Genomic DNA, 25,827 nt, shown 5'->3' on the forward strand with positions numbered 1-25,827 from the left:
GTTAGAGGAAGCGTATGGCAAAACAAGCATCTATATCACAGGACGGCACCGTAGTGGAAGCACTATCAAATGCCATGTTCCGTGTGGAGTTGGAGAATGGGCATGTGATCACAGCCCACATTTCAGGAAAGATGCGAATGCACTACATAAAGATTCTACCAGGAGATAAAGTAAAAGTTGAAATGAGTCCTTACGATCTTACAAAAGGACGTATTACATACCGATATAAATAATTGCAAGATGAAAGTCAGGGCATCAGTAAAGAAGAGAAGTGCAGATTGCAAGATCGTCAAGAGAAAAGGACGCGTCTACGTGATCAACAAGAAGAATCCGAAGTTCAAACAAAGACAAGGTTAATAGCCTTTACGTAACTGTATAGAATAAGTACAATGGCAAGAATTGCAGGAATAGATCTTCCAAAGAACAAGAGAGGCGAAATCGGCCTTACCTACATCTACGGGATCGGTAGAGTAACCGCAGGGAAAATCCTTGACGGTGCAAACATCAGCCGTGACAAGAAAGTAGAAGAGTGGTCAGACGATGAGCAAGCTGCTATCCGTGAGGCTATCGGCCTTATCAAAACGGAAGGTGAGCTTCGTTCTCTTACCCAGATGAACATCAAGCGATTGATGGATATCGGTTGCTACCGTGGTATCCGTCACCGTTCAGGTCTTCCACTTCGTGGACAGAAGACCAAGAACAACTCTCGTACGAGAAAAGGAAAGAGAAAAACTGTTGCCAACAAGAAGAAGGTAACCAAGTAATAATAGACTTCGATAATTCGAGGAAATGGCAAAGACATCAAAAACTACAAGAAAAAGAACCGTTAAGGTCGATGCAGTTGGAGAAGCGCACATCAACGCAACTTTCAACAACATCATCATCTCTCTTACCAACAACAAAGGAGAAGTCATCTCTTGGTCGTCTGCTGGTAAGCAAGGCTTTAGAGGTTCCAAAAAGAACACTCCTTACGCTGCTCAGACCGCAGCTACCGATTGCGCCAAGGTTGCGTATGAGGCTGGTCTGAGAAAAGTAAAGGTGTTTGTGAAAGGACCAGGCGGTGGTCGCGAGTCGGCTATCCGTTACATTCACGCAAGTGGAATTGAAGTTAGCGAGATCGTAGACGTAACGCCACTTCCACACAACGGATGTCGCCCACCGAAAAGAAGAAGAGTTTAAGCACGCATTAGAATAAAGAAATGGCCAGATATACAGGACCAAAATCGAAAATTGCACGAAAGTTCGGAGAGGCTATCTACGGACCGGATAAGTACTTGGAGAAGAAAAGCTATCCTCCTGGGATGCACGGTAACAACAGACGCAGAAAGAAGCAGTCTGACTACGGTGTTCAGTTGATGGAGAAGCAAAAGGCCAAGTACACTTACGGTATGCTTGAGCGTCAGTTCGAGAACCTTTTCCACAAGGCATCAAGCAAATCTGGTATTACAGGTGAGTTGCTGTTGCAATTGTGCGAGGCTCGTTTGGACAACGTGGTTTACCGAATGGGAATTGCTCCTTCTCGTGCAGCTGCCCGTCAGTTGGTAACGCATCGTCATATAACTGTCGGTGGTGAGGTTTGTAACATTCCTTCACGTTCCATCAGACCAGGTGAGAAGATCGCGGTCCGCGAAAAGTCGAAGTCATTGGAAGCGATCAGCGAATCGCTTGCTGCCAACTCGTGCGATAGCGCATGGTTGAGCTGGAATCCTTCAAACATGGAAGGAGAGTTCATGCACTATCCAACTCGCGAAGAAATTCCTGAGAACATCAATGAGCAGCTCATTGTCGAATTGTATTCTAAGTAATAACTGCTAAAAGGCATCAAATAATCATGGCAATACTTGATTTTCAAAAACCTGATAAAGTCATCATGCTCAACTCAGATGAGCGTGTTGGAGAATTCGAATTCCGTCCACTTGAGCCAGGTTACGGTATCACTATCGGTAACGCGCTGAGAAGAATCCTTCTCAACTCATTGGAAGGATTTGCGATCACCTCAATCCGTATTGATGGTGTAGAGCATGAGTTCTCAACCGTTTCTGGAGTTGTTGAGGACGTGACTGAAATGGTTCTTAACTTGAAGCAGGTACGTTTCAAGCGTCAGATCGATACGCAGGAAAATGAGCGTGTTACAGTTTCTGTTTCAGGACAGGATAAATTGACCGCTGGTGATATCGGCAAGTTCCTCACAGGTTTCCAAGTATTGAATCCAGAGTTGGTTATCTGCCACATGGAGAAGTCAGTAAAACTGAACATGGACCTTACAATTGATAAAGGCCGTGGTTACGTTCCTGCTGAAGATAACAAGCCAGCAAGCGCTCCAGTTGGAACCATTGCTATCGATGTCATCTTCACTCCGATCAAAAATGTGAAGTACTCTATCGAGAACTTCCGTGTGGAGCAGAAGACCGACTACGAGAAATTGGTGATGGAGATCACAACGGATGGTTCTATTCATCCGAAGGATGCATTGAAAGAAGCTGCCAAGATCCTTATTCACCACTTCATGTTGTTCTCTGACGAGAAGATCGCTTTGGAGACTGAAGTGAAAAAGCCAGCGGAGGAATTCGATGAGAACGCGTTGCACATGCGTCAATTGTTGAAGACCAAATTGGTTGATATGGATCTTTCTGTTCGTGCATTGAACTGCTTGAAAGCAGCTGACGTGGAAACGTTGGGCGACCTTGTTTCTTACAACAAGAACGATCTATTGAAATTCAGAAACTTCGGTAAGAAGTCTTTGACAGAGTTGGAGGATCTGGTTCACTCTAAGAACTTGACCTTCGGAATGAACGTTGCGAAATACAGACTGGACGAGGATTAATAAAAGCCTCAAGTTTCAAGTTCTTGCGATTGAACTTTGAACCTTGAACATTGAACTATTGAAATGAGACATAGGAAAGGTTTTAACCATTTAGGGAGAAAGAAAGGGCATCGCGATGCAATGCTGTCAAACATGGCCAGTTCATTGATTCTTCACAAAAGAATCACTACAACTGTAGCCAAGGCGAAAGCACTACGCTCTTACGTGGAGCCGTTGATCACCAAGTCGAAGGTTGATGAGACGCATGCACGTAGAGTGGTATTCAGCTACTTGAAAGACAAAGAGGCTACTGCGGAGCTTTTCCGTGAAGTGTCTCCGAAAGTTGCTGATCGTCCAGGTGGTTACACACGCATCATCAAGTTGCCAACACGTTTGGGCGATAGCGCAGATATGGCGATGATCGAGTTGGTTGACTTCAACGAGCTGTTGGTGAAAGAAGCCAAGCCGAAGCGTAGCAGAAGAAGCCGCAGAAGTACTGGTGGTGCTGCTAAGAAAGCGGAAGCTGCTCCAGCGGCTGAAGCAAAGGCAGAAGAGCCAAAGGCTGAAGTAGCTGAAGAAGTTGTAGAGGCACCAGTTGAAGAGGCTGCACCAGCAGAAGCTGCTCCAGAAGCCAAGGCGGAAGAGCCGGCTGCTGATGAAGCTGCAAAGGAAGAAGAAGGCGGAGACGAAAAGAAAAAAGCCTGATTTTCAAAACGTGTTTAAAAGTTGACAGAAGGACGAGCCGCTTACGGTTCGTCCTTTTTTAATTTTGCCCAAACCCAAAAGCAGATGAAATACCAGAACAGACCTGACGCGATCCTATTACTCCAAGACGGAACAGTTTTCAGAGGGAAAGCGGCAGGCAAGATCGGAACGACCACAGGCGAGATCTGCTTCAACACTGGAATGACCGGATATCAGGAGATTTTCACCGATCCATCTTACTACGGTCAGATCATGGTTACGGCAAGCGTTCATATAGGAAACTATGGCGTAAGTCCGGAAGACGTTGAGTCGGAAGGAATGAAGATCAGCGGATTGGTGTGTAAATACTTCTCAAAGGTTTACAGCCGACCAAGAGGAGTTGACAACATCCAAGGTTATTTCGAAGAAAACCAAGTGGTTGGAATTTCCGATGTGGATACACGAGCCATCGTTCAACACATTCGTGATAAAGGCGCCATGAACGCCATCATTTCATCTGAAGAGTTGGATGTTGAAGTTCTGAAGAAGCAATTGGAAAAAGTTCCTTCTATGGAAGGTTTAGAGCTTTCATCCAAAGTGTGCGCGAAAGAGCCTTATTTCTACGGAGATGAGAATGCAGACCATCGTGTGGCGGTTCTTGATATTGGTGTGAAGAAGAACATCTTGAGATGCCTTGCTGAACGAGGTTGCTACCTGAAAGTGTTCCCGATGGACACGCCATTCGATACGATCATGGAATGGAATCCTGAAGGATTTATGATCTCTAACGGCCCTGGCGATCCTGCAGCCATGCCAGCGGTAAGCGAAACCGTTACCAAAATGATCGATTCTGGAATTCCGGTTTTCGGAATCTGCCTCGGTCATCAAGTGATGGCCATCAGTCAGGGAATTCCGACTTACAAGATGCACAACGGTCACCGTGGCATCAATCATCCGATCAAGAACCTTGAAACAGGCAAATGCGAAGTGACATCCCAAAATCACGGTTTTGTGGTGAATCGCGAAGCATGTGAGAACCATGCTGATATTGAAATCACGCATGTACATCTCAACGACAATACAGTTGCAGGTTTGCGATTGAAAGGTCGTCCGGTATTCAGTGTGCAATATCACCCAGAATCATCGCCAGGACCGAACGATAGTCGCTATCTGTTTGATCAGTTTGTAGAGAACATGAAGATGGTTCTTGCCTGATTTGAATTAACTGATAATCTAATTCACTACTCAACGAAGAATGACCTACATAGCTAAAGTTGTTGCCCGTCAGATATTGGATTCGCGAGGAAATCCTACCGTGGAAGTTGACGTAATCACACAGAACGGAGTTCTTGGAAGAGCTGCGGTTCCTTCAGGAGCGTCTACAGGAGAGCATGAAGCAGTGGAGCTTCGGGATGGCGATAAAAGCAGATTTCTTGGAAAAGGAGTGCTGAAAGCCGTTGAAAATGTGAACGGTGCGATTGCTGAAGCCATTACAGGAAGCTATGTGTTCGATCAGCATCTCATCGATAAGCGAATGATGGATCTGGATGGTACGGCCAACAAGAGCAACTTGGGAGCCAACGCCATTTTGGGAGTTTCGATGGCTGTGGCAAAAGCGGCTGCTGAAGAGGCTGGTCAACCGCTGTTCCGTTATGTGGGCGGAGTGAATTCGAACTTGCTTCCGATTCCGATGATGAACATCATCAACGGTGGTTCGCATGCCGATAACAGTATCGATTTTCAGGAGTTCATGATCATGCCCGCTGGCGCGAGTTCATTTTCGGAGTGCTTGAGAATGGGAACGGAAGTGTTCCATCATCTAAAGAAAGTACTGCACGACAAAGGCTATTCCACAAACGTTGGAGATGAAGGTGGTTTTGCCCCGAATTTAAAGTCGAACGATGAGGCGGTTGAGGTTATTCTCAAGGCAATTGAGAATGCTGGTTACCGTCCAGGTGAAGATATTTTCATGGCTATGGACGCTGCTTCTTCTGAGTTCTACCTGAAGGATGAAGGTGTTTATCATCTGCACAAGTCATCAGGCGAAAAACTGAGCAGTTCTGATATGGTTTCTTTGTGGAAAGATTGGTCTTCGAAATATCCGATCGTATCGATTGAAGACGGTTTGGATGAGAACGACTGGGATGGTTGGAAGCAACTGACAGACACGATCGGAGATAAAGTTCAGCTGGTGGGCGATGACCTTTTTGTGACAAATGTGGAGCGTCTGAGCCGAGGAATTGAGAATGGTGTGGCCAACTCAATTTTGGTGAAAGTGAACCAGATCGGTTCGCTGACTGAGACCATCAATGCGGTAAAAATGGCTACAGCTAACAGATATACTTCCGTTATGAGCCACCGTTCTGGTGAAACCGAAGATGTGACCATTGCTGACCTTGCTGTGGCTTTGGGAACGGGGCAGATCAAAACAGGCTCTGCATCTCGCTCTGATCGTATCGCTAAGTACAATCAGTTGCTTCGTATTGAAGAGTTGCTTGGCGAGGAAGCCCAGTTCCTTGGCAAGACGATGAGGTACGTCAAGAATCGCTGATTCGCTTCAACGGGTAAACCGTGATTCCATCCTTATCGAAGATCGGTTCTTCCAAGAATTGACTGATTCCTTCTGATTTTCTCACATGATCCGTGTTGGAGTAGAGGTACTTTGCACCGTGCTCAATGTGGTCTTTCAACTCTTCGGTGGTCAGCCAATCCTGCTCAAACGTCCATCCCTTTTTATGTATGTGATAAAGAAAAATGTGAGTAGAAGGGTCATTTCCTACCACGACCAATGCATCATCAGGAATCAGATTCCGCAATTCTTCTTTGTGTTCGAGAATGGCTTTTTCATTTCCCATCGGAGTCCACCGTCCAATGGCCCTCAAGTAAGCCGTCAACGGAAGTATCAGCAATGCGATCAACCCAACGTATCGGAGCCACATCTGTCTGCTGAGAATGACCCGTTTTGCACCAGCGGTTACCAGTAAGAATATGATTGGAAGGAAAGGAAACAGGTAGTAATCGTGCGCCATTCCTATCATGTTCACTTCGTAGAGATAATACAGCAGTACAGATCCGAAGATGAATATTTCCGAAGCGTAAAGCTTCAAAAAGTCCTTTGTCTGAAAGAGCACGATAAAACCTACTATGAAAAACAGAACAGCGGCATAGTTCACGAAGAGTTCGGGAAGTAGCGAATGAAATACGCCCCAAATGTTGTTGAATGCAGATGCGGAATCGAATGACGCCTCGGCTCCAACGCCACCGATCAAAGCCGTGTTCTTCCATTGCGGAATCACCCAAGCATACCAAGCAATAGCAGGAAGCATGGTTGCGATAAGGATTGACGCATGCAGAATGGATTTAGCTGGAGATTTTCTCAGGTTTTGAATGAACACAGGAATGTATCCAGCACCGAAAAGAATAAAGGGCAGTTTGACCGCTGTGGCCAATGCCAAGAAGATGCCGAAACCAGCCAATTGGCGAACCAAACCGTTTTGTTGATACCGTTTCAGAAAGCTCAGACTCCAAATGCCGAAGCAAAGCGCAAGATTGTCTGGAAGCGGATTTACAGCGTAATAAAAGAATACAGGCGACCACGAAAGACACCACATGCCGATTGAACTTACGGTATCGGAAAGACCGTAAGCTTTCAGCAGGCGGTAAAAGCCGATGCCGCTGAAAATGGAAATGATGAATGTGAGCGCACGGGCAATTGTCAGATTATCTCCAAACAGACGGTAAAACCATGCGAAAACCCATTGCATCAGCGGAAATTCCATTCGGAAAATGCCATCGCCATCGCCACGCGAGTTGATGCGTGGGTTCAGAATATTCATGTCTTCGAAGACGAAATTCTCGACAACCGTCATGGTCTGCGTTTGTCGCCAAGCATGAATTCCCATGATGTCCAACTGCCAAATGCTCCAATGCAATGCGATTCCAAGTACCACAATGGTGGCAAGTACGTACGGAAAACGGAAGAAACGTGACATCGAGCGAATTTAAACAAGTCGCGCTGCTTGTGGTTATTTTCGCACAGATGGGATATCGTTCGCTTGAGCAGTGTGTCAAAGACCTTGAAAAGCACGGTCATTTGGTTCGGATAACCGAAGAGGTCGATCCGAATTTGGAAATGGCCGCCATCCATTTGCGGGTTTTTGAGAACAACGGCCCAGCGTTGCTTTTCGAGAATGTGAAAGACTCCAAGTATCGCGCGGTTTCTAACCTGTTCGGGTCTCTTGAGCGTAGCCGATTCATTTTCCGCGATTCGTTGGAAAGAGTGAAGCGTTTGGTTCAGATGAAAGGCGACCCATCGCTCCTCATGAAGAATCCATCTTGGATCATTTCCGCCTTACAAGGAGGTATTGACGCATTGCCTTTTCAATGGAAGAGCAGTTTCGAGGAAGTTTCTATCTCCGATCTGCCGCAGATAAAATGCTGGCCAGATGATGGCGGTCCGTTCGTAACGCTGCCGCAAGTTTATTCGGAAGACATTGACCGATCAGGAATCATGAATTCCAACTTGGGAATGTATCGCGTTCAGTTGGGTGGAAACGATTATGTGCAGAACAAGGAAATTGGTCTGCATTACCAATTGCATCGCGGCATCGGGATTCATCAGACCAAAAGTAACAACGCGGGGCAGCCGCTCAAAGTGGCCGTGTTCGTTGGTGGACCGCCTTCACATTCGTTTGCAGCTGTAATGCCATTGCCAGAAGGATTACCAGAGGTTGCTTTTGCAGGTGCGTTGGGTGGTAGGAATTTCCGCTATTTCAAGCAGGATGGTTTCACCGTTTCTGCGGATGCCGATTTTGTCATTCTCGGTGAGGTTTATCCCATGGAAAACAAACCTGAAGGACCGTTCGGTGATCACTTAGGTTACTATAGTCTGAAGCACGATTTCCCGCTAATGCGGGTGAAAAAAGTTCTTGCCAAGAAGAATGGAATTTGGGCGTTTACGGTGGTTGGTCGGCCACCACAGGAAGACACCAGTTTCGGTGCGTTGATCCACGAGATCACGGGAGCTATTCTTCCGCAGACCATTCCTGGATTGCACGAAGTGAATGCTGTTGATGCTGCGGGAGTTCATCCGTTGCTTTTGGCGGTTGGAAGTGAGCGCTACACGCCTTATTTGGAAGTGAAGCAACCGCAGGAATTGCTCACAACAGCCAATGCCATTTTGGGTTTCAATCAGATGTCATTGGCCAAGTTCCTTTTCATCATTGCAAAAGATGAGAATTCGCCAAGTTCTAAAGACGAAAAGGCGTTTTTCAAATACGTTTTAGAGCGATTTGATCCAACGCGCGATCTGCATTTTCAGACCAGAACGACCATCGATACGCTCGATTACAGCGGAACGGATCTGAACAGCGGTTCCAAGTTGGTGGTAGCTGCTGTCGGTTCTAAAAAGAGAGAATTAGCCACGGAAGTTCCTGAGTTGAATCTTCCCGATGGGTTCAAGAATCCGAAGGTGGTTTTTGAAGGCGTTCTGGCCATCGAATCCAACAAATATTCAGATGGGTCTGATGTGAAAAAGCTGACGTCAGTTTTGGAGTCTCAGCAAAGGAATCTTGAAGGATTTCCTATGATTGTTTTGGTCGATGACAGCGAATTCGTTGCTCGAACGCTGAACAATTTCCTGTGGGTCACCTTCACACGCAGCAATCCTTCACACGACATTCACGGAGTAGGGGAGTTCATTGAAAACAAACACTGGGGCTGCACAGGTTCTGTGGTTTTTGATGCGCGGATAAAACCCCATCATGCGCCTCCGCTCATCAAAGATCCCGAAGTGGAAAAGCGGGTTGACCGACTTGGGATCAAAGGTGCATCGTTGTACGGAATCATCTGACCCTTCCAATTTACGCACTTCATTTACGTGAATCACGTATCGTCAATTTCCGATATGTGTGAATTTGTCCGAATAGGTTGATGATTGCGGTCTATTCGTAACCTTGAATAATGCTCACCGTTCATCTGCTACTTATTGATCAGCAATCATGAAGACGGAACAAAGACAATGGACTGCGGAAGGCGGTTGGCAGGAGATCAAGATCGAGGACATTGGCGAAACAGCCAATCTCGTATTTGTTTTCGGTGCCAGAAAATTATTGGAAGACGCATCGAAATTCGAGGAGATAAAGTCGATGTATCCATCGGCTCACATCCTGATGGGAAGCACGTCTGGAGAGATATTGGAGGATCTTGTATATGACGATTCTTTGGCGGTAACGGCAGTCGAGTTCGAGAAGACGAGCATCAAGGTCACTTCCATGGATATCAATGATGCCAAGAGCAGTTTTGATGCTGGAGTTCGTTTGGCCAACGAATTGAAAGGCGAAGGACTGTCGCACGTATTTCTGCTTTCGGACGGTTTGCACGTGAACGGAAGCGAGATCGTAAAAGGTGTCAATTCCACGTTGGACGAGAAAGTTCCCTGCACGGGAGGCTTGGCAGGAGATGCGGCCAACTTCGAAAAGACATTGGTCGGTTTGGACGGCCCACCGAAGGAAAACCTGATCGTAGCGGTTGGTTTTTACGGAAGCGACATTGAGGTCGGTTACGGTTCGGTAGGAGGTTGGGACAACTTCGGGGCGGAGCGTTTGGTGACGCGTTCGGAAGGGAATGTTCTCTATGAACTGGATGGTCAGTCGGCATTGGAACTTTACAAAATGTACCTGGGCGATAAGGCTTCGGAACTCCCTGGTTCCGCGCTGCTTTTTCCGCTGGGTTTGAAATTCGATGAAGAATCGGACACGATTGTAAGAACAGTTCTCGGTGTTGATGAGGAGCAGAACAGCATGACCTTCGCTGGCGATATTCCCGAAGGATGCTACGTGAGATTGATGAAGGCCAACTTCGACAAATTGATCGAAGGTGCCAATCTTGCCGCTGAACACACCACGCAAAAAGGAGGAGGTTCTGGTGAAAAACTGGCTCTTTTGATCAGTTGTGTCGGTAGGAAACTTATCTTAGGGCAACGAATTGACGAGGAAGTCGAGGCTGTTCAATCAGTATTGGGAAATGGAACTACTATTACTGGATTTTATTCTTACGGAGAAATTTCGCCTGTTGTTGAATCGGCCCGTTGTGAGTTGCATAATCAAACAATGACAATTACGACCTTTGCCGAGGTATAACCGTGTACAACAGCAAGTTACTCAATAGACAGATACGCAAATATCTGAGAGGTGCCCCCATCCCGAAAGAGATGGAGGGCCTTTTGGCTATTATAAGTGACGCTTACGATCACTACGAGGAGAACTTGGCGCTGCTTCAGCGTGCCATCGAACTGAGTTCCATCGAGCTCAATCAGGCAAAGAACCGTGTCAGCAAGGCATTGGCGCAGCTGAACGAACGGAATGAAGACCTGCTCAGCAGCATCCATTACGCACGACTTATTCAGGAAGCGATTCTTCCATCCGAAGAGCGTTTCAGAAGCTCCATTCCCGAGTCGTTTGTCTTTCACCGACCACGTGATATTGTTAGTGGCGATTTCTACTGGTTGATGGAATATGATGAGAAGATCCTGGTGGCGGCCGTGGACTGTACGGGACACGGAGTGCCAGGCGCGTTCATGTCCATCATCGGGAACAATGCCCTGAATGCGGCTGTGCGTGAAGAAGGTCTGACCACGCCCGCATTGATCCTTGATTCGTTGAACCGAAGCGTAAGTTCCATGCTGAAGCAGCAGGGCGGAACGGTGGAAATGGGGATCAAGGACGGAATGGACATTGCCCTCATCTGTGTCGATTACAAGAATAGGCAGCTACAGTACGCGGGTGCTTACAATCCGCTTTACGTGATGCGAGATGGCAAACTGATCGAGACCAAAGGCGATAAGTTTCCCATTGGGCTGGCGCAGATGGACGACCTTCGACTTTTTACCAATCACACGTTCGAACTGAAGGAAGGTGACATGGTATACATCTTCTCGGACGGTTATCCCGACCAATTCGGTGGCCCACTTGGTAAGAAATTCAAGTACGATAATTTCCGCTCACTCCTTTTCGACATACACGAACTGAGTCCGCGAAGGCAGTTGAAGCAGGTGGAGCGCACGTTTGACGACTGGAAAGGCGACCTTGTTCAGTTGGACGACACGCTGCTTATCGGCATGCGCCTCTAACGGAAGCCTACTTCCATCGAGTAGAGATTAACCCATTCTCCATCCGCAGACCACGGGTAGATTTTCAGCATGTCCACATCGCCATGAGGCAATTTGAGTTTATAGCTGAATACGCCCCAGTTCGGTCCACCAGAACTGAACTGCCGTGCAAAAGGGTCTGATTCCCAGACATATCGGTCGTCTCCGTTCGACTGTTCGTACACGAGTTGGATGCCGCTCGTTTCGCTGATCTCAGAACAGGTGATTCGAACAACGATTTCCGAAACGCCTTTATCGATCAACGGCTGGACGGAGGTTTGGAAGGTCGGTCCGAATAGATTTTCGCCTGTCATCTGAATGTATTTGATGCCAGTTGAATCTTGCTGAACAGCATCGGGATTAACGTTCCAACTGTCTGTTTTTTCGAAGTTCAGTTTTTCAGAGAACGAGAATTCCGACACGCCTTTTCGGAACATCACCACTTCAGAATTGAAATACGTGTCGCGTTTTACTTCAATGGGGAATTTCTCTCGGATGATGGCCTCCACTTCGGGAACTTGATTTATCGTTGACCACGCATAAATGGCGTATTCGTTGGAAGAAGTATCCACCAGCGATTTCAGTTCTGCCAGACCCTTTTCATCGGTTGTTCGATAGAGTGAAAGTTTCAACGGCTCGTTTCTCTCCAAATAATAGTTGATGTAGAAGGGATGATTGAAGTCGCCAATGAGCAAGGCATTGGAATTTACTTCCTTGTTCCAATCGATCACGTCAACGGCCAATTCTTTGAAAACACCGAAGTAATTCGTTCGGAAAAACTGCTTTTCGAAAACGGTGCTCGAAAACGAAACGGTTAGAAGTACAATTGATGCTGCTGTCGTGATCTTCGGTCTGTCATCGTTCCATCCAGCAAAAATGAACACCAACAGAAACGGAAATGAGAAGAGCAGCGTGCTGTTCTGAAGCACAGGATTCACCCATTTAGAATAGGCAAAGCCAACCACAAAGGGAGCGAGGAAGAAAATCAGCGGAAGCCCAATTTTCAAGAAGGATTTCTTGGATTTGCAGAGGAAGTAGCCAGAAATACCAGCAATTGGAATGATGATGAGAACAATCCACGAATCATTGAAAACGTATCGGATGTGTTCCCAAAGCCAATCGTTTTCAGGTTTACTGAGCCACTGACCTACACCGCCTAAACTGAGTTGGTGCAAGAAGATCGGGATGTAAGGGAGGAATAACAGGAAAGCTCCGACCAAGGCAAACAAGTAATTCCGGAGATTCCTTCCCTTGATAAGGAACGTTCCCGAAACGGCCAGCATGGCCGCCACAAAAGCAGCGAAGTAATGCGAGTAGGCACACAAGGCCAAACTCAGCGCAAGCAAGAAATAATCAGCGAGGCTATGTTTCTCCTTCACGATTCTGATCCAGAAGAAGGCCGCCATCAAGGCAAACAACATTCCGAGCGCATACGGCCGAGCAATTCTACTGTAAAGCACAGGGAAGATGAGTGTTGCGAACGTTGCCGAACTGAGCAGACCCGCTGAAGTGCTGACCCACTCTTTCGCTACGCGGAATATGAAATAGACAGAGGCGATTCCTGCCAGAACAAAGGGTAACCGAACTACGAAAACGCTGTTTCCGAACCATTTGGTCATGTACCAGAGAACGACCTGTGCCGCAGGCGGATGACCATCGATACGGACTCCTTCCATGATAAGGTCTCGCAATGAATTGAAGTTCAATCGCGCCAAGGCGCTCAACTCATCGTTGGAGAGCGAGAAATCCCAGAAATTGTAAACACGGAGCGCAGCTCCTACGAATAGGATAATGCCGAGTATGACCTTTTCGGTCTTACCCATTTTTCGAGTTCTGGCGTAAACGCTCGAAAAGGATAATTCCTGTCGCAACCGACACGTTCAACGAACCCGTATTCCCAACCATCGGAATTTTCACGTGGTCATTCACCAATTCCATCAGTCCATCACCGATTCCGTCTTCCTCCGAACCCATGATCAAAGCCAAAGGCCCAGAAAGATTCGCCTCGTAAATCGTTTGATCTGCTTTCTCGGAGACAGCCACAATGCGAAGTCCGCTCTCCTGTAACTGACGAACTTCCGATAGAATGTGTCCGGTTCTACAGATCGGAATATTGAAAATGGCACCAGCGGAGCTTTTTACTGCAAACGAATTGACCTGCGCACTTCCTTTGGTCGGAATGAGAATCGCATCTACGCCAGCACATTCTGCCGAACGGCAAATAGCTCCAAAATTCCCGACATCAGAAACACGGTCGAGTACAAGAATCAGAGGTTCTTTTCCTTCTTCGAACAATCGTTGCACCACGTTCTCCAACTCCTGATACTCGATAGGAGAGAGTAGCGCCACCACACCTTGGTGGTTCTTTCGTGTAAGTCGGCTCAGCTTTTCCTGCGGAACTTCCTGAAACGGAACGCGCAATCGCTTCAGGCTACGCTTGATGTCATTCACGCCTGGATTGGTGGAGCCTTTGCGAAGGAAAACCCGTTCAATTTCCTTCCCGGATTCAACGGCTTCCTGCACTGGGCGAATGCCAAAAATCATATTCTGTTCTGTGTCTCTCTCGCGCATCGCAATAAATGATTTGGTGAAGATAGCTTTGAGCGTTGGCGCAGCAAGCGATCAGGCCTGCAATCTTTTCGAAACCAACTCGTCACACACCTCAAAAAGGCGGCTTGGGCTGAATGTTCGCCAGTTGATGTCCTGAAATAGACCACCCAAATTGATGTAGTAATCGATCTGCGCCTGCTGCATTTCGCGGATCACATGGTCGCGGAAATTGAGGCCGATGATCCAACCGTCTTCCACCTCATCGAACCACTCAGAATAGTATTCTTCATCCGAATAATGGAAGTTGAGGATGTTCTCACCAATGAGAATGAACTTGTTGATTCCTTCGTACATCATGGCTTCGATGATGTCGCGTTTCAGCAACATGATGTCGTTGTACAGCAGGTCGTTCCACTCGCCAATGAATTCAATGATGGCATAACCTTGCTCGTAATCTGCGTACAGCACTTTCAGGAAAAGCGTGGGCGAATCCATGTTGTCCCATTGCGGATGAAGTGCGAAATCGTAGATGTGATCGGTGAATTCGAATTCACTGTACTCGCGACCAAAGAATGGTGAGCGCATGTCTTCCGCTGCGATGTAGTAATCGCGCCAGCGATAATATGGTTCGATGGAATGCATGATGAAAACCCCTTTGCCTACGGCATCTCCCCAAAAGGGAGAAATGGTCAGACGCTGAAATGTGTTTTAATGATGAATTATGTGATGAACAAATTTGTTTACTCTGCGTCTTCGCGTCTTTGTGCGAAATGAAAATCTACCGCTTTGCGAACACTTCCGTGCTCGTTCAGCAACTGCTCCGCGATGGTACGTTCCACACCTGTTTCGTCCATGATCATCCGAACGCCTCGGTCCACCAATTTGTTGTTGCTCAATTGCATGTCAACCATTTTGTTGCCCTTCACGCGGCCAAGCTTGACCATGGTTGTGGTGGTGATCATATTCAGAACCAGTTTCTGAGCTGTTCCCGCTTTCATACGCGTACTTCCAGTTACGAATTCTGGCCCGACAACCACTTCGATAGGAAAGTCTGATGCAGCCGCCATCGGTGAATTATTGTTGCACGAAATACAACCGGTTGTCACACCATTGGCCCTACATTCTTTCAATGCACCTATTACGTATGGTGCAGTTCCCGAAGCACTGATTCCCACAACCACATCTTTATTTGAGATGTCATGTTCTTGAAGGTCTTTCCAGCCTTGTGTTTCGCTGTCTTCAGCAAACTCAACCGCTTTGCGAATGGCAGAATCGCCACCAGCAATAATACCGATCACCAATCCGTGCGGAACACCATACGTAGGCGGACATTCGGATGCATCTACAATTCCTAAACGGCCGCTGGTTCCCGCTCCGATGTAGAACAAACGCCCGCCATTTTCCATCTTGGAAATAACCGTTGCAATCAGTTTTTCAATCTGTGGAATGGCTTTTTCTATGGCAAACGGAACGGTCTTGTCCTCGCGGTTAATGTTGGTCAGCAGTTCGTTGACCGACATGTGTTCCAAGTTGTCGTAGTTGGAACTGGATTCGGTTATTCGGTTGTCCATCAATGACAGTTAAACATGATTGAGCCAAAGAGACTCAGAAATCACAGAACAAAAGAATGTTTATCTGTGAAGACTCCGTGAAAATCTGTGTTTCTGTGGCAATAAAATGTCATATCCATCATCCGAAAATATTCGGAAATCTGTTCGGATCAGCTTCACTCATAATGGCATAAGCTGCTTCAACCATGTCTTCAATACTCGGTTTGCTAAAGTAATCGCCATCCGTTCCGTATGCCGTTCTGTGTGCCTGAGCAGTCAACGTTTTGGGTTCGCTGTCCAAGTAGAAATAACCTTTCTGCTCTTCTACGATCTTCTGTAGAATGTAAGCCGATGCACCTCCGGGAACATCTTCATCAATGACCAACAAACGGTTGGTTTTCTTGAGTGATTCAACAATGGAGTGATTCGTGTCGAACGGAAGGAGAGTCTGTACATCTATCAGCTCTGCAGAAATGCCAGCGTCAGCCAAATCATCACAAGCTTTAATGGCCAAATTCACACAAGAACCATAAGTGACAATTGTAATGTCCGAACCTTCTCGAAGCATTTCGGGAGTACCCAATGGTATTCTGAATGCTCCAAGGTTCGATGGCAGTTTTTCCTTGGTTCGGTAGCCGTTCAATGGCTCAATGATCAATCCTGGATCATCTGATGCCAAAAGCGTGTTGTAGAATCCTGCGGCTTGCGTCATGTTCCGCGGAACGCAAACATGAACACCCCGCAACGCGTTAATGATCATTCCCATTGGAGAACCCGCATGCCAAATCCCTTCCAATCGGTGACCGCGTGTGCGGATGATCATCGGGCATTTCTGACCTCCTTTGGTTCTGTATTGCAGTGAAGCAAGGTCATCGCTCAACGGCTGCAAACCATAAAGTAGGTAGTCCAAGTATTGGATCTCGGCAATTGGACGAAGGCCACGAAGCGCCATACCTATTCCTTGTCCCATGATGCTGGCTTCGCGGATGCCGACATCAAAAATTCGATGTTCTCCGAATTTCTTCTGAAGGCCTTCAAAACCTTGGTTCACACCACCGATGCCTCCAAGATCTTCCCCGAATGCAACTGCTTCCGGACGGGCTGAGAATATAGCATCGAAGTTTTGCAGCAGCACTTCACGGCCGTCAATCATTTTGGCGTCCGCATCATATTCTGGCGCAACGGCTTCCAATTTGGTGGCGCTGTTTGGAGTATCGCTCAGCAGGTAGCTGTTGTAGCGTTCCTTATTCAGTTGCTTCTGTGTGTCCAACCATGATTTCAATTCAGTACGAACCGAGTCATCTTGGTTTTTCAATTGCAACAAGGCTTTGCGCACTGTGCCAATTACTTCTTTTCTGCTTGGTGCAAAACCAGTATTCAGTCCTTTCGAGAGTTCTGAAAGACCTGCTTTTTCGAGCATGGCAATTACCTCATCTCGCTCTGCTTCAATTTCAGAAATGAACGCTTTCCAAGCTGCGTTCTTTTGGTCGCGAGCGGTTTTGGCAGCTTCTTTCTCAATCTCATCACATTCCTCAGAGGTAGCGATTCCTTTCTCGATAATAAACTCGCGAAGCTTCTTGATGCCATCAAATTCAGCTTCCCACTCCAAACGCTCTTTGCTCTTGTAGCGTTCGTGTGAACCAGAAGTCGAGTGGCCTTGCGGTTGTGTTACTTCTTCAACATGTATCAGCACTGGAACGTGTTCCTTGCGACAGTAAGCAATCGCCTCTTCGTAGGTTTTGACCAAGTGCGCGTAATCCCAACCTTTGGTCTTGTAGATGCGGATTCCCGTTTCTGAATTCTCCTTTACAAAACCAGCTAACGCCTCAGAAATACTCTCTTTTACGGTCTGATATTTCTTCGGAACGGAAATACCGTAACCATCATCCCAAATAGAAATGGCCAAAGGAACTTGCGTTACCGCAGCTGCATTCATGGTTTCCCAGAAATGCCCTTCGGATGTACTGGCATCGCCAATGGTTCCGAAAGCAACCTCGTTTCCTTTGTTGGAGAACTGCGTGAATTGATACAATTCCTTGTTCTCGCGATAAATTTTGGAAGCATGCGCCAACCCCAGCAAACGTGGCATTTGACCCGCAGTTGGCGAGAGGTCGGATGCGCTGTTCTTCTGCTCCATCAGATTCTTCCAAGAACCATCTTCGTTGATAGAGCGGGTAGAGAAGTGGCCGTTCATGGAACGACCGGCAGATGATGGATCAGCCTCCAAACTTGGGTGAGCGTAAAGCTGCGCGAAGAATTCTTGAATGGTGAGCAATCCGCAAGCCATCATGAAGGTTTGATCGCGGTAGTACCCAGAACGGAAATCACCGTTCTGAAATGCCTTAGCCATCGCGATCTGTGCAATCTCCTTTCCATCTCCGAAGATGCCGAACTTGGCTTTTCCTGTAAGAACCTCTTTCCGTCCGATCAAACTGGCCTGACGACTTTCCAGGGCCAAGCGGAAATCACTCAGAACTTCCTGCTTGAATTCATCCTTGCTAAGTGCCTTTTTTGAGTTCGTTTTTACGTCTTCTTCCGTCATTCCTACACCCGTTTTTAGGGCTTGCGAATATACGAAAAAGGCCGCCTCGTGCTTGACGGGCGACCTTCTTCGACCTGCTGGTTCGGTTAAAGTTTCAGGAAATTTGAACTGGAAACTCCTTGGTCGGAAACAACCGTAACGAAGTAATTCCCTCGGTTCAATGAACTGATGTCTAACCGATGTGGTGCTGCACCATTCTGTGTCAGCTGCTGCTGAATGACCACTTGGCCAAGGTTGTTTGAGATGATGAGTTCCGATTTTCCAGAACTGCTGAGCGGTTGCAGCAATTGGAGTTCATTCTCGGCTGGATTCGGATAAATACTGATGGGGTTTGTGGCAACTTCTTCGTGTATACCGACTGAACCTTCTGGAAGGAAGAGTTCGAGGCCATCGTTGGCCGTGCCGAGCCACAGATTTCCTTCGGAATCGAAGTTGAGACAACGGATGTTGCTCGATGTAAGATTTGAATTCTGCGCGGTGATGACATGGAAGCTCTGCTCATTGAACTGAATGACGCCTCCATTCGTAGCGAAGAACTTCTTGCCAGATGCTTGACATACGCCTTCGAACACGTTGTGGAAACTGTAGCCGATGTTCTGGTAGTTGTACACGTGCCAGTTGTCATTTGCGTCTTTGCGTGCCAGGCCATCGTCCGTTCCAAACCAGATGGCACCGTCTTGGTCGAATGTGATGCAGCGTACCTGATTGTTCGGAAGGTCGCTGTTTGACATGTTGTACGTGTTCCAATTCTGTCCATCGAAGTAGGAAACGCCACCGTTGTAGGTTCCTATCCACGGATGCCCCAATTGGTCGAGCTCAATCACAAAAATTCCGTTGGAAGGAAGGTTTGAGTTGCCCGTGTTGTAAACGGTCCAATCGTTTCCTGTCATCTTGGCGAGGCCGCTGCCCCACGTGCCGACCCAGATGTTTCCTTCGGAATCGGATGAAATGGAACGGGTGAGATTTGATGGAAGTCCAGAGTTTGTTTCCGTGAAAATCTCCCAGTTGATGTCGGTGATCTTAACGATGCCGCCATCGGTTGCCACCCAAACCGTGTTCTGCGCATCTTTATAGATATCGTGAATTTGATCGTGGGGAAGGGCGGAGGTTTCGGTGGTGAAGACGCTCCAGTCCGTTCCATCGTAGAAGGCGAGTCCCGCATCGGTGCCGACCCAAACGCCATCTTCTACCGTTTGCACGGCCGTAATGGAATTGGATGGAAGTGGAGAATTTCCTTGGTTGAAATGCATCCATGCACCGTTGCCCACAGCGTTTGCGTAGAGTATGGAAATGGATAGAATGGTGGAGAGAAAGGCTGTTTTCATGACGGTTTCTGTTTTGGTTAAATGATGGAACCAAGGTCAGATGATCAGATGTTAAAAACCGCCAACCGATGTTAAGTATGGTGAAGTATTGTTAAATCATAAGTAATTGATTATCAATTATATGAAACAGGAAAAGGCCGCCCGAAAGCGACCCTCTCCAAACCAAATGAAAAACGTTTATCCTGGATAGGAGATCTGCACGGATCTGTACAAGGAAGAACCCACTTGATAGGTGGCGTTGATCACCCGTTTCAGCAGAATTTCCTGCGAATCAGAGGAGGCTTCCTCGTCCACATCTTCCTCCTTATCCTCGCGTTCCTTATCCAATTCTTCCTGAAGTTTTTCCATCTCACGTTCCAACTCTTCTTTGGCGCGTTCCAGTTCCCGTTCCTTGTCTTCCAGCTGTCTGATGTTCACATCCACATCCAAATGAACACCGCTGTGGACAGAGGTTTTCGGGTCATCCAATCCTTCGCAATCCACGCAGGCCAAGCCATCAGGTGTCATGATCCATCTGCGACCGACCATTTTGCTATCGCGAGTGTTGGTAACGTTGTCGATGTCGTAAATGATGCGCATCATGTCATCACTCAAGTAGATGGTGTAGCCAACTGGCAGCAGCAATTCCAGATCCAGTTCCTGTGTTCTCCACAGTTCTTCTTCAGGAATGGTGAAATAACCGTTGAAGAGAATGGACGTGTCTGACGCTACGAAACCATAATCGATCTTGTTGGCGCGCTGCATGGCCTCTTGCTTTTTATTGGCACGCGCGCTGCGCTTGATCACGAGTTTCGGGCCACCTGTTTTGGCGATGTTGATATCGAGTTCAGGCTTCCCATAGATCCTGTCCGAGTTGGGTGCCATCATCAGGTCGAGGTTGAAGATATCTACACCGAATGTAGGTTCATCATCTCCCAACGAGTTGTTCATGCCTAAGTGAATCACACGGTCTGGATCGGTTGTCAGGTTCAGTTCCACGGTTTCCGTGTCAATTCCCTCACTGATGAAATCCGTTGCAATGATGCCTCCGATGGCAAGGGACATGATCAGCCCGATGATCCACAGGGATACGAATGCGAGTCCGATGCCCCGTGGTCTTCTACGCAAATTGAAAAGCAGACGCAGCCCCACATAGGTGAGTGCCAACAGCGGAATGCCGTAGATGAGAATGAGTGCCAGATAAATGAAGGCCATCATTCCCGTTCCGCCCACAATATTGTGAAGGATCTGCTGTGCTTCGATCGAACTGATCAGACCATCGTTGCTCAGACTGATGATGGTAGGGAAACCGAACCCAAGTGCAACCAATGCCGCAAAGCCTGTGACGCCCCCCACCAGAAACACGAATCCAAAGATCTTGGCGAAGAATTTAAGGATCAGCACGGCCAAGCTGCCAAGCAAGGTCAATGCACGGTGAATGGCATTTCCGACCCTTCGTCCGCCATGCGAGTTTCCATGAAGATCGTTCCATTTGTTCTTGACCGTCTCCAACTCTTCATTTACTCGCTTTTCAATATTGGAAACGGTCACCGACTCCCCCCGCATTTGCAGTTTTTCGGCCGTTGTTTTGGCTTCGGGCATGATGATCCAAAGGATGAAGTAGATGAACGCACCCGTTCCAAAGAATATAATGGTCAGCGCCAAGGCCAATCGCAGCCAAATGGGATCATCGATGCCCAAGTAGCTCGAAACGCCTGAGCAAACACCACCTACAATGCGGTTGTCAGGATCTCGGAACAGCTTTCTCGGTCCAGCGCTGCGCGAACTGTTCTTTTCGCTCCAAGTGGCTTCCTCAGGGTCGTCCTCCAAAAAAGCCTCTGGCTGTCCCATCACTTGAATTACATGGTTCACATCGGCAAGCGTTACCACCTGCTTCATGTCACCGATGCGCTCGTGCAGCATCTCCGCCAAGCGGGCCTCAATGTCGGTTATGATCTCATCGCGGCCTTGCGATTCGCTGAAATAGCTGCGTATCGTGTTCAGGTACGCTTCAAGTTTTTCGTATGCGTTCTCATCAATATGAAAAACGTAGCCTGCTATGTTACTGGTTATCGTCTTGTTCATCGTTTTTTGCTTTTGTCGGTTGTGCGGCTCACCGCCTCAACCAGTTCATTCCACGTAGTGTCCATTTCATTCAGGAATTTCTGACCCATTTCTGTCAGCGCGTAGTATTTTCTCGGTGGTCCGCTGGTACTTTCTTCCCATCGGTAGTTCAGCAGCCCATCATTCTTGAGCCGCGTCAGCAGCGGGTAGAGTGTGCCTTCCACCACGATCAGCTTTGCATCCTTCAGCGTTTGCAAAATGTCGGAAGCATACGCCTCTTCCTTGCTGATAATGGAGAGAATGCAGTACTCCAGTACCCCTTTTCGCATCTGCGATCTTATTCTCTCAATGTTCATCTTCTCTCTTCTTTACAATACCTTGCAATGCAAAGTACTGGGACAAATGTATGTGATAAATATGGTACTATGCAAAACCAAGTACCATATTAATTTGTAAGTGACTGATAATCAGCGGTAAAAAATGAATGTTCGTTTTTGAATGGTTGGGTTTGTAGGAAATCCTATAGATTTAAGACCTATGGAATACACCAAGAAGGAGATCATCGATCAGCTCGAAAAGCAGTCGAAACAACTGAGGAGCTGGTTTCTCGATAAGCCGATAGAGAAGATGGAATATGCGCCAGAAGGTGCTTGGACGGCAGGGCAGCATCTGTTGCATCTCATTAAAAGCACCAAGCCATTGGGAAAGGGCATGGGCTACCCGCGCATTCTGCTGGTGTGGAAATTCGGGAAGGCCAAACATCCGAGCCGCTCTTATGAGGAGGTGATAAACGCGTACAAGCAAGCGCTGGAAAGAGGAGGCAAGGCCACAGGCGAGTACGTTCCGCGAGAGGTGAAAAAAGAGGAGCGCGAAGTGCTGGTGGAGCGTTTCCGTGAGGAAGTGAGTGTGCTTACCAATCAGGTGCATCAATGGTCGGAGAAGAATCTGGACAGGACCGCGGTGCCGCATCCGCTCATCGGAAATCTTACGCTTCGCGAGATGCTCTACTTCACCATTTACCACATGGAGCATCATCTGAAAATTCTGGAAGAGCGATATTCGTAGCGTGAAGTACCGTCCTGTTCTCCTTGTCCTCACTGTCTTTTGTCTTCTTTTCTCAGGCTGCGCCTTGATGCGGGGCGTGTTCCTCGGTTTCCCCGATCATAACGACATTCATCGTTTTCCTTCCAATCCCATTACTGCAAGCGATGATTGCTTTGAGTTTTACCCAGATGTGAAGGGCGTGATGAAGAACTTCCGTGTAACGGATTGGAGCAGTGGAAGTCCGTATTTCGTTACGTTGGATGAGCTGAATGCTTCCCGTCCCGTGCGCAGCATGGTGGTGATCAAGAACGATACGCTACTGTATGAGTTCTACGGACAGAAGACCGCAGCCGCTGACCTTGGTGCTTCCTATTCGGTGGCCAAGTCATTCACTTCTGCATTGGTAGGTATTGCCATTGATGAAGGGCACATTAAAAGCGTACATGATAAGGTGGTGGACTACATTCCCGAACTGAAAGATGTGGAAGGTTCGGAGAAGCTGGAGGTGGAACATCTGCTGAACATGACCTCGGGTTTCAAACTCAAACTGAAAATAGATGCCGAGATCTACTACGGCAATAATGTGCTGAAGGCATTGAAGCAAGTGGAGTTTGCACACGAACCAGGAACCTATCAGGAATACATCAATTTGGATGTGCAGTTGTTGGGCATCATCCTGCATCGCGCTACGGGAATGGTGCCTTCTGAATACCTGAGCGAGAAGCTTTGGAAGCCGATGCACGCTTGCTCGGATGCGCTTTGGACGCGCGACAAGAAAGGGGAGGACAAGACCTTCTGCTGCATGGGGGCCACAGCCTTGGACTACGCCAAGTTCGGGCGGCTTTACCTGAACAACGGTAACTGGAACGGGACGCAGGTGATACCAGCAGAATGGGTGCAACGCTCCGTGAGCCGCGACACCACCAACGGCAGCAGTTTCGGCTACAACTACCTGTGGCACATAGGCGAAGCGGCCTATGGCGATTTTCTGGCCGATGGCATGTACAAGCAGCAGATCTATGTGCAGCCCGAAAAGAAAGTGGTGATCGTGCTGCTCTGTAACCGCGACAATGCCCTGAAAGCCGAACGGGTACGCTGGCGTCACGTTTGCCGACAGATCGTGGATCAGCTATGAATCTGTTGTTTGTCTGCAGTAGAAATGAATGGCGTAGCCGCACGGCAGAAACCATCTTCAAGAACCACGGACAGCATCAGGTGCGCTCGGCAGGAACAGCATCTTCCGCCCGCCTCAAACTCAATTCGCAAATGCTGGATTGGGCCGATATGGTGTTTGTGATGGAGGAGAAGCACCATGACATCATCCGACAGAAGTTTCCCGACAGCATCGGAGAGGATTCCATCATCGTGTTGCACATCCCTGACGAATACCGATACATGGATGCGGAGCTTATCGAGGAATTGAAGGCTTCTGTTGAACCCTACCTGTAGAAAACAAGAAGCCGCTCCACCTGTGACGGGTTTTGCGGCTCCTCAAGCTTGTCAGCAGTTCACCATAAACTGAAGACGGTGCGAAGGTACGGTTCGGACAACCTCAATCCAAAACCGTTTCCAGTTCCTTCAAGTACTGCGGATTCAGCGTGATTCCATTATGTCGCTGTCCCTGTAGCGTTATCAGCTTGTCCGTGGGTTTCAGCAACTGTTTCAATTTAACGGAAGAACCGTAGTAGATCACCTCATCCGCATCTCCATGAAAGATGACAATGGGAGCCTCGCAGTGCTGCACATACTTAAAGGTCTCCAGCTTGTACTTGAGCAGAAATGTAGGAACGAACGGATAGGTATGCTCCATCATGTCCACCAAGCTGTAGTATGGAGCCTGCAGCATGAGCATGCGCGGATGATTCTCTGTGGCCAGATGCGCTGCGGGTCCTGTACCGATGGAATAGCCCAACACGATGATCTTCTGTTCATCATACAGCTTCCGCATCCGATCATAGGCCTGCTGCACATCATCAAAGAACTGGGCCTGGCCGCTTATCTCTCCCTTGCTTTTGCCATAACCACGGTAATCGAGCATGAACACATCGTAGCCATACGGCAGATAACTGAGCGCCACAGAACCCCACCCGGCCAAGGAACCACCATTGCCATGCAGGTAGAAGATAAGCCCCTTCGAACTATCGGCCTTGAAAAGGAGCCCGTGCAACGGAGTGCCATCAGAGGCGGTGATCTCCACCTCTTCTGCCTGCCAGCTCGGTTGAAAGGTGTAGTCTTCACTCAGTTTCTGCGGGAAGAAGATAAGCTTCTCCTGACCCACATACAGCAGAACACATAGTGCCACATAGATGACCACGGCTGAAACAAGGAGGATTCGGAGAATCTTTTTCATGGCACGAAGCTAAGCGAAAGGAGGTGTTTCGTTTGTTTTTGATTCGTTTGAGGAGGCCTCTCGCTGCGCTCGGGGAAGCAGGAACGGTTTGTTTCACTTTCCAACGCCTGTTTCGCTGACGATAGGAAGCGCCTGTTTCTGAAACGGTGGTTGTTGGAGGCCCCTCGCTACGCTCGGGGAAGCAGGGGAGGGCTACCACTCTTGAATTGAATCGTTCAGAAAATCCCAATTGGGATTGAAATCTGTGATGAGCTTTTCCTTCTTCTCTCTTCGCCAGCCTTTCAATTCTTTTTCTCTGGCATAGGCATCATTCACGAATTGAAAATGCTCCCAGTAGAGGAGGAAATAGCAGTTGTACTTCCCTGCAAAGCTTGACTTTGGGCCAAGTGCGTTCTGATGATGTTCCTCCAAACGTTTCTGTAGATGGTTCGTCATTCCGATGTAGAGTACTTTTTTAGATCTGTTCGTTACGATGTAAACGAAATAGTTGTGCGAACCTATCGGTTTCATGTTCGTAAGGTAGTTTGTTTTGTTGAGTTTGAGATCCCTCGTTCCTCGGGGAAACTGGAACGGTTTGTTTCGCTGACGATAGGAACCGACCGAAGGGAGCTCACGGCCGAAGGATGTAACTACCAGTGCCTGTTTCTGTAACGGTGGTTGTTGGAGGCCCCTCGTTCCTCGGGGAAACAAAAACTGAACGATCAGACAACCGAAAAGAGGTGCTTGAAAGTCTATTCAGCAAGGAAGTCGTCAGTCCTTCATATTTATGTGTTCAATGTTTATAAGCCCA

At 47.8% G+C, this 25,827-nt stretch carries 26 protein-coding genes; 15 read left to right on the forward strand and 11 right to left on the reverse strand.

Features of this window, described 5'->3' with window-relative positions; genetic code table 11:
- Positions 1-14: 14 nt before the first annotated feature.
- From infA to GC178_08160, 9 genes are all read left to right on the forward strand, one after another.
- Positions 15-233 carry a translation initiation factor IF-1 gene (gene infA, locus GC178_08120; GenBank protein ID MBI1287532.1) on the forward strand — a complete coding sequence of 73 codons (219 nt, stop codon included), beginning with the start codon at positions 15-17 and terminating at the stop codon, positions 231-233.
- A 7-nt stretch (positions 234-240) separates the two neighbouring features.
- Positions 241-357 (forward strand): 50S ribosomal protein L36, encoded by a 117-nt coding sequence (locus GC178_08125; protein ID MBI1287533.1) that lies wholly within the window; start codon positions 241-243, stop codon positions 355-357.
- A 32-nt stretch (positions 358-389) separates the two neighbouring features.
- A complete protein-coding gene (gene rpsM, locus GC178_08130) occupies positions 390-764 on the forward strand; it encodes a 30S ribosomal protein S13 (GenBank protein MBI1287534.1) in 375 nt (124 codons plus the stop codon).
- Between the two features lie 25 nt (positions 765-789).
- Entirely contained in the window at positions 790-1,179 is a 390-nt protein-coding gene (gene rpsK, locus GC178_08135; GenBank protein MBI1287535.1) for a 30S ribosomal protein S11, read from the forward strand.
- A 20-nt stretch (positions 1,180-1,199) separates the two neighbouring features.
- On the forward strand, positions 1,200-1,805 hold the full coding sequence (gene rpsD / locus GC178_08140; protein MBI1287536.1) for a 30S ribosomal protein S4: 606 nt from the start codon (positions 1,200-1,202) through the stop codon (positions 1,803-1,805).
- A gap of 26 nt (positions 1,806-1,831) precedes the next feature.
- Positions 1,832-2,824 (forward strand): DNA-directed RNA polymerase subunit alpha, encoded by a 993-nt coding sequence (locus tag GC178_08145; GenBank protein MBI1287537.1) that lies wholly within the window; start codon positions 1,832-1,834, stop codon positions 2,822-2,824.
- Between the two features lie 63 nt (positions 2,825-2,887).
- On the forward strand, positions 2,888-3,508 hold the full coding sequence (locus GC178_08150) for a 50S ribosomal protein L17 (GenBank protein MBI1287538.1): 621 nt from the start codon (positions 2,888-2,890) through the stop codon (positions 3,506-3,508).
- Between the two features lie 84 nt (positions 3,509-3,592).
- The gene (gene carA, locus GC178_08155) at positions 3,593-4,702 is read left to right on the forward strand and encodes a glutamine-hydrolyzing carbamoyl-phosphate synthase small subunit (protein MBI1287539.1); all 1,110 of its coding nucleotides are present in this window, start codon (positions 3,593-3,595) and stop codon (positions 4,700-4,702) included.
- Positions 4,703-4,742: 40 nt separating this feature from the next.
- Positions 4,743-6,038: a phosphopyruvate hydratase gene (locus GC178_08160; GenBank protein ID MBI1287540.1), complete on the forward strand. Its 1,296-nt coding sequence runs from the start codon at positions 4,743-4,745 to the stop codon at positions 6,036-6,038.
- On the opposite strand, the gene GC178_08165 is transcribed toward GC178_08160, so the two are convergent.
- A complete protein-coding gene (locus GC178_08165) occupies positions 6,025-7,479 on the reverse strand; it encodes a hypothetical protein (GenBank protein MBI1287541.1) in 1,455 nt (484 codons plus the stop codon). The two genes, GC178_08160 and GC178_08165, sit on opposite strands and share 14 nt — an antisense overlap.
- Positions 7,480-7,526: 47 nt before the next feature.
- Between GC178_08165 and GC178_08170 the strand changes: the two genes are divergently transcribed.
- From GC178_08170 to GC178_08180, 3 genes are all read left to right on the forward strand, one after another.
- On the forward strand, positions 7,527-9,338 hold the full coding sequence (locus tag GC178_08170) for a UbiD family decarboxylase (GenBank protein ID MBI1287542.1): 1,812 nt from the start codon (positions 7,527-7,529) through the stop codon (positions 9,336-9,338).
- A gap of 148 nt (positions 9,339-9,486) precedes the next feature.
- The gene (locus GC178_08175; GenBank protein MBI1287543.1) at positions 9,487-10,626 is read left to right on the forward strand and encodes a hypothetical protein; all 1,140 of its coding nucleotides are present in this window, start codon (positions 9,487-9,489) and stop codon (positions 10,624-10,626) included.
- 71 nt (positions 10,627-10,697) lie between these two features.
- Positions 10,698-11,615, forward strand: a complete 918-nt coding sequence (locus GC178_08180; GenBank protein ID MBI1287544.1) for a SpoIIE family protein phosphatase — start codon at positions 10,698-10,700, stop codon at positions 11,613-11,615.
- On the opposite strand, the gene GC178_08185 is transcribed toward GC178_08180, so the two are convergent.
- From GC178_08185 to GC178_08220, 8 genes are all read right to left on the reverse strand, one after another.
- Positions 11,612-13,456: a hypothetical protein gene (locus GC178_08185; protein MBI1287545.1), complete on the reverse strand. Its 1,845-nt coding sequence runs from the start codon at positions 13,454-13,456 to the stop codon at positions 11,612-11,614. The genes GC178_08180 and GC178_08185 overlap by 4 nt on opposite strands.
- On the reverse strand, positions 13,449-14,177 hold the full coding sequence (gene rlmB / locus GC178_08190) for a 23S rRNA (guanosine(2251)-2'-O)-methyltransferase RlmB (protein MBI1287546.1): 729 nt from the start codon (positions 14,175-14,177) through the stop codon (positions 13,449-13,451). Before rlmB ends, GC178_08185 begins: the two co-directional genes overlap by 8 nt.
- A 78-nt stretch (positions 14,178-14,255) precedes the next feature.
- A complete protein-coding gene (locus GC178_08195; protein ID MBI1287547.1) occupies positions 14,256-14,825 on the reverse strand; it encodes a hypothetical protein in 570 nt (189 codons plus the stop codon).
- Between the two features lie 98 nt (positions 14,826-14,923).
- The gene (gene murQ, locus GC178_08200) at positions 14,924-15,754 is read right to left on the reverse strand and encodes an N-acetylmuramic acid 6-phosphate etherase (GenBank protein ID MBI1287548.1); all 831 of its coding nucleotides are present in this window, start codon (positions 15,752-15,754) and stop codon (positions 14,924-14,926) included.
- Positions 15,755-15,872: 118 nt separating this feature from the next.
- Positions 15,873-18,275 (reverse strand): transketolase, encoded by a 2,403-nt coding sequence (locus GC178_08205; protein ID MBI1287549.1) that lies wholly within the window; start codon positions 18,273-18,275, stop codon positions 15,873-15,875.
- 86 nt (positions 18,276-18,361) lie between these two features.
- Positions 18,362-19,600: a T9SS type A sorting domain-containing protein gene (locus GC178_08210; GenBank protein ID MBI1287550.1), complete on the reverse strand. Its 1,239-nt coding sequence runs from the start codon at positions 19,598-19,600 to the stop codon at positions 18,362-18,364.
- 177 nt (positions 19,601-19,777) lie between these two features.
- Complete coding sequence (locus GC178_08215) at positions 19,778-21,664, reverse strand: PspC domain-containing protein (GenBank protein ID MBI1287551.1); 1,887 nt, start codon at positions 21,662-21,664, stop codon at positions 19,778-19,780.
- Positions 21,661-21,999: a PadR family transcriptional regulator gene (locus GC178_08220; GenBank protein MBI1287552.1), complete on the reverse strand. Its 339-nt coding sequence runs from the start codon at positions 21,997-21,999 to the stop codon at positions 21,661-21,663. Before GC178_08220 ends, GC178_08215 begins: the two co-directional genes overlap by 4 nt.
- Before the next feature lie 142 nt (positions 22,000-22,141).
- On the opposite strand from GC178_08220, the gene GC178_08225 reads away from it, so the two are divergent.
- From GC178_08225 to GC178_08235, 3 genes are all read left to right on the forward strand, one after another.
- A complete protein-coding gene (locus GC178_08225) occupies positions 22,142-22,708 on the forward strand; it encodes a DinB family protein (GenBank protein MBI1287553.1) in 567 nt (188 codons plus the stop codon).
- 67 nt (positions 22,709-22,775) lie between these two features.
- A complete protein-coding gene (locus GC178_08230) occupies positions 22,776-23,822 on the forward strand; it encodes a serine hydrolase (GenBank protein ID MBI1287554.1) in 1,047 nt (348 codons plus the stop codon).
- The gene (locus tag GC178_08235; protein ID MBI1287555.1) at positions 23,819-24,136 is read left to right on the forward strand and encodes a protein tyrosine phosphatase; all 318 of its coding nucleotides are present in this window, start codon (positions 23,819-23,821) and stop codon (positions 24,134-24,136) included. The genes GC178_08230 and GC178_08235 overlap by 4 nt, the downstream gene beginning before the upstream one ends.
- Before the next feature lie 103 nt (positions 24,137-24,239).
- On the opposite strand, the gene GC178_08240 is transcribed toward GC178_08235, so the two are convergent.
- Both GC178_08240 and GC178_08245 read right to left on the reverse strand, forming a co-directional pair.
- Positions 24,240-25,037: an alpha/beta fold hydrolase gene (locus GC178_08240; GenBank protein MBI1287556.1), complete on the reverse strand. Its 798-nt coding sequence runs from the start codon at positions 25,035-25,037 to the stop codon at positions 24,240-24,242.
- Between the two features lie 192 nt (positions 25,038-25,229).
- Positions 25,230-25,547 (reverse strand): GIY-YIG nuclease family protein, encoded by a 318-nt coding sequence (locus GC178_08245; protein MBI1287557.1) that lies wholly within the window; start codon positions 25,545-25,547, stop codon positions 25,230-25,232.
- Positions 25,548-25,827 lie beyond the last annotated feature (280 nt).

Source organism: Flavobacteriales bacterium (genome assembly GCA_016124845.1).
Classification (GTDB): domain Bacteria; phylum Bacteroidota; class Bacteroidia; order UBA10329; family UBA10329; genus UBA10329.

Bases quoted from the DNA above. Each gene is read 5' to 3' on its own strand.
- infA (MBI1287532.1), top strand. From the start codon at position 15: ATGGCAAAACAAGCATCTATATCACAGGACGGCACCGTAGTGGAAGCA.
- GC178_08125 (MBI1287533.1), top strand. From the start codon at position 241: ATGAAAGTCAGGGCATCAGTAAAGAAGAGAAGTGCAGATTGCAAGATC.
- rpsM (MBI1287534.1), top strand. From the start codon at position 390: ATGGCAAGAATTGCAGGAATAGATCTTCCAAAGAACAAGAGAGGCGAA.
- rpsK (MBI1287535.1), top strand. From the start codon at position 790: ATGGCAAAGACATCAAAAACTACAAGAAAAAGAACCGTTAAGGTCGAT.
- rpsD (MBI1287536.1), top strand. From the start codon at position 1,200: ATGGCCAGATATACAGGACCAAAATCGAAAATTGCACGAAAGTTCGGA.
- GC178_08145 (MBI1287537.1), top strand. From the start codon at position 1,832: ATGGCAATACTTGATTTTCAAAAACCTGATAAAGTCATCATGCTCAAC.
- GC178_08150 (MBI1287538.1), top strand. From the start codon at position 2,888: ATGAGACATAGGAAAGGTTTTAACCATTTAGGGAGAAAGAAAGGGCAT.
- carA (MBI1287539.1), top strand. From the start codon at position 3,593: ATGAAATACCAGAACAGACCTGACGCGATCCTATTACTCCAAGACGGA.
- GC178_08160 (MBI1287540.1), top strand. From the start codon at position 4,743: ATGACCTACATAGCTAAAGTTGTTGCCCGTCAGATATTGGATTCGCGA.
- GC178_08165 (MBI1287541.1), bottom strand. From the start codon at position 7,479: ATGTCACGTTTCTTCCGTTTTCCGTACGTACTTGCCACCATTGTGGTA.
- GC178_08170 (MBI1287542.1), top strand. From the start codon at position 7,527: ATGGGATATCGTTCGCTTGAGCAGTGTGTCAAAGACCTTGAAAAGCAC.
- GC178_08175 (MBI1287543.1), top strand. From the start codon at position 9,487: ATGAAGACGGAACAAAGACAATGGACTGCGGAAGGCGGTTGGCAGGAG.
- GC178_08180 (MBI1287544.1), top strand. From the start codon at position 10,698: ATGGAGGGCCTTTTGGCTATTATAAGTGACGCTTACGATCACTACGAG.
- GC178_08185 (MBI1287545.1), bottom strand. From the start codon at position 13,456: ATGGGTAAGACCGAAAAGGTCATACTCGGCATTATCCTATTCGTAGGA.
- rlmB (MBI1287546.1), bottom strand. From the start codon at position 14,177: ATGATTTTTGGCATTCGCCCAGTGCAGGAAGCCGTTGAATCCGGGAAG.
- GC178_08195 (MBI1287547.1), bottom strand. From the start codon at position 14,825: ATGCATTCCATCGAACCATATTATCGCTGGCGCGATTACTACATCGCA.
- murQ (MBI1287548.1), bottom strand. From the start codon at position 15,754: ATGGACAACCGAATAACCGAATCCAGTTCCAACTACGACAACTTGGAA.
- GC178_08205 (MBI1287549.1), bottom strand. From the start codon at position 18,275: ATGACGGAAGAAGACGTAAAAACGAACTCAAAAAAGGCACTTAGCAAG.
- GC178_08210 (MBI1287550.1), bottom strand. From the start codon at position 19,600: ATGAAAACAGCCTTTCTCTCCACCATTCTATCCATTTCCATACTCTAC.
- GC178_08215 (MBI1287551.1), bottom strand. From the start codon at position 21,664: ATGAACAAGACGATAACCAGTAACATAGCAGGCTACGTTTTTCATATT.
- GC178_08220 (MBI1287552.1), bottom strand. From the start codon at position 21,999: ATGAACATTGAGAGAATAAGATCGCAGATGCGAAAAGGGGTACTGGAG.
- GC178_08225 (MBI1287553.1), top strand. From the start codon at position 22,142: ATGGTTGGGTTTGTAGGAAATCCTATAGATTTAAGACCTATGGAATAC.
- GC178_08230 (MBI1287554.1), top strand. From the start codon at position 22,776: ATGCGGGGCGTGTTCCTCGGTTTCCCCGATCATAACGACATTCATCGT.
- GC178_08235 (MBI1287555.1), top strand. From the start codon at position 23,819: ATGAATCTGTTGTTTGTCTGCAGTAGAAATGAATGGCGTAGCCGCACG.
- GC178_08240 (MBI1287556.1), bottom strand. From the start codon at position 25,037: ATGAAAAAGATTCTCCGAATCCTCCTTGTTTCAGCCGTGGTCATCTAT.
- GC178_08245 (MBI1287557.1), bottom strand. From the start codon at position 25,547: ATGAAACCGATAGGTTCGCACAACTATTTCGTTTACATCGTAACGAAC.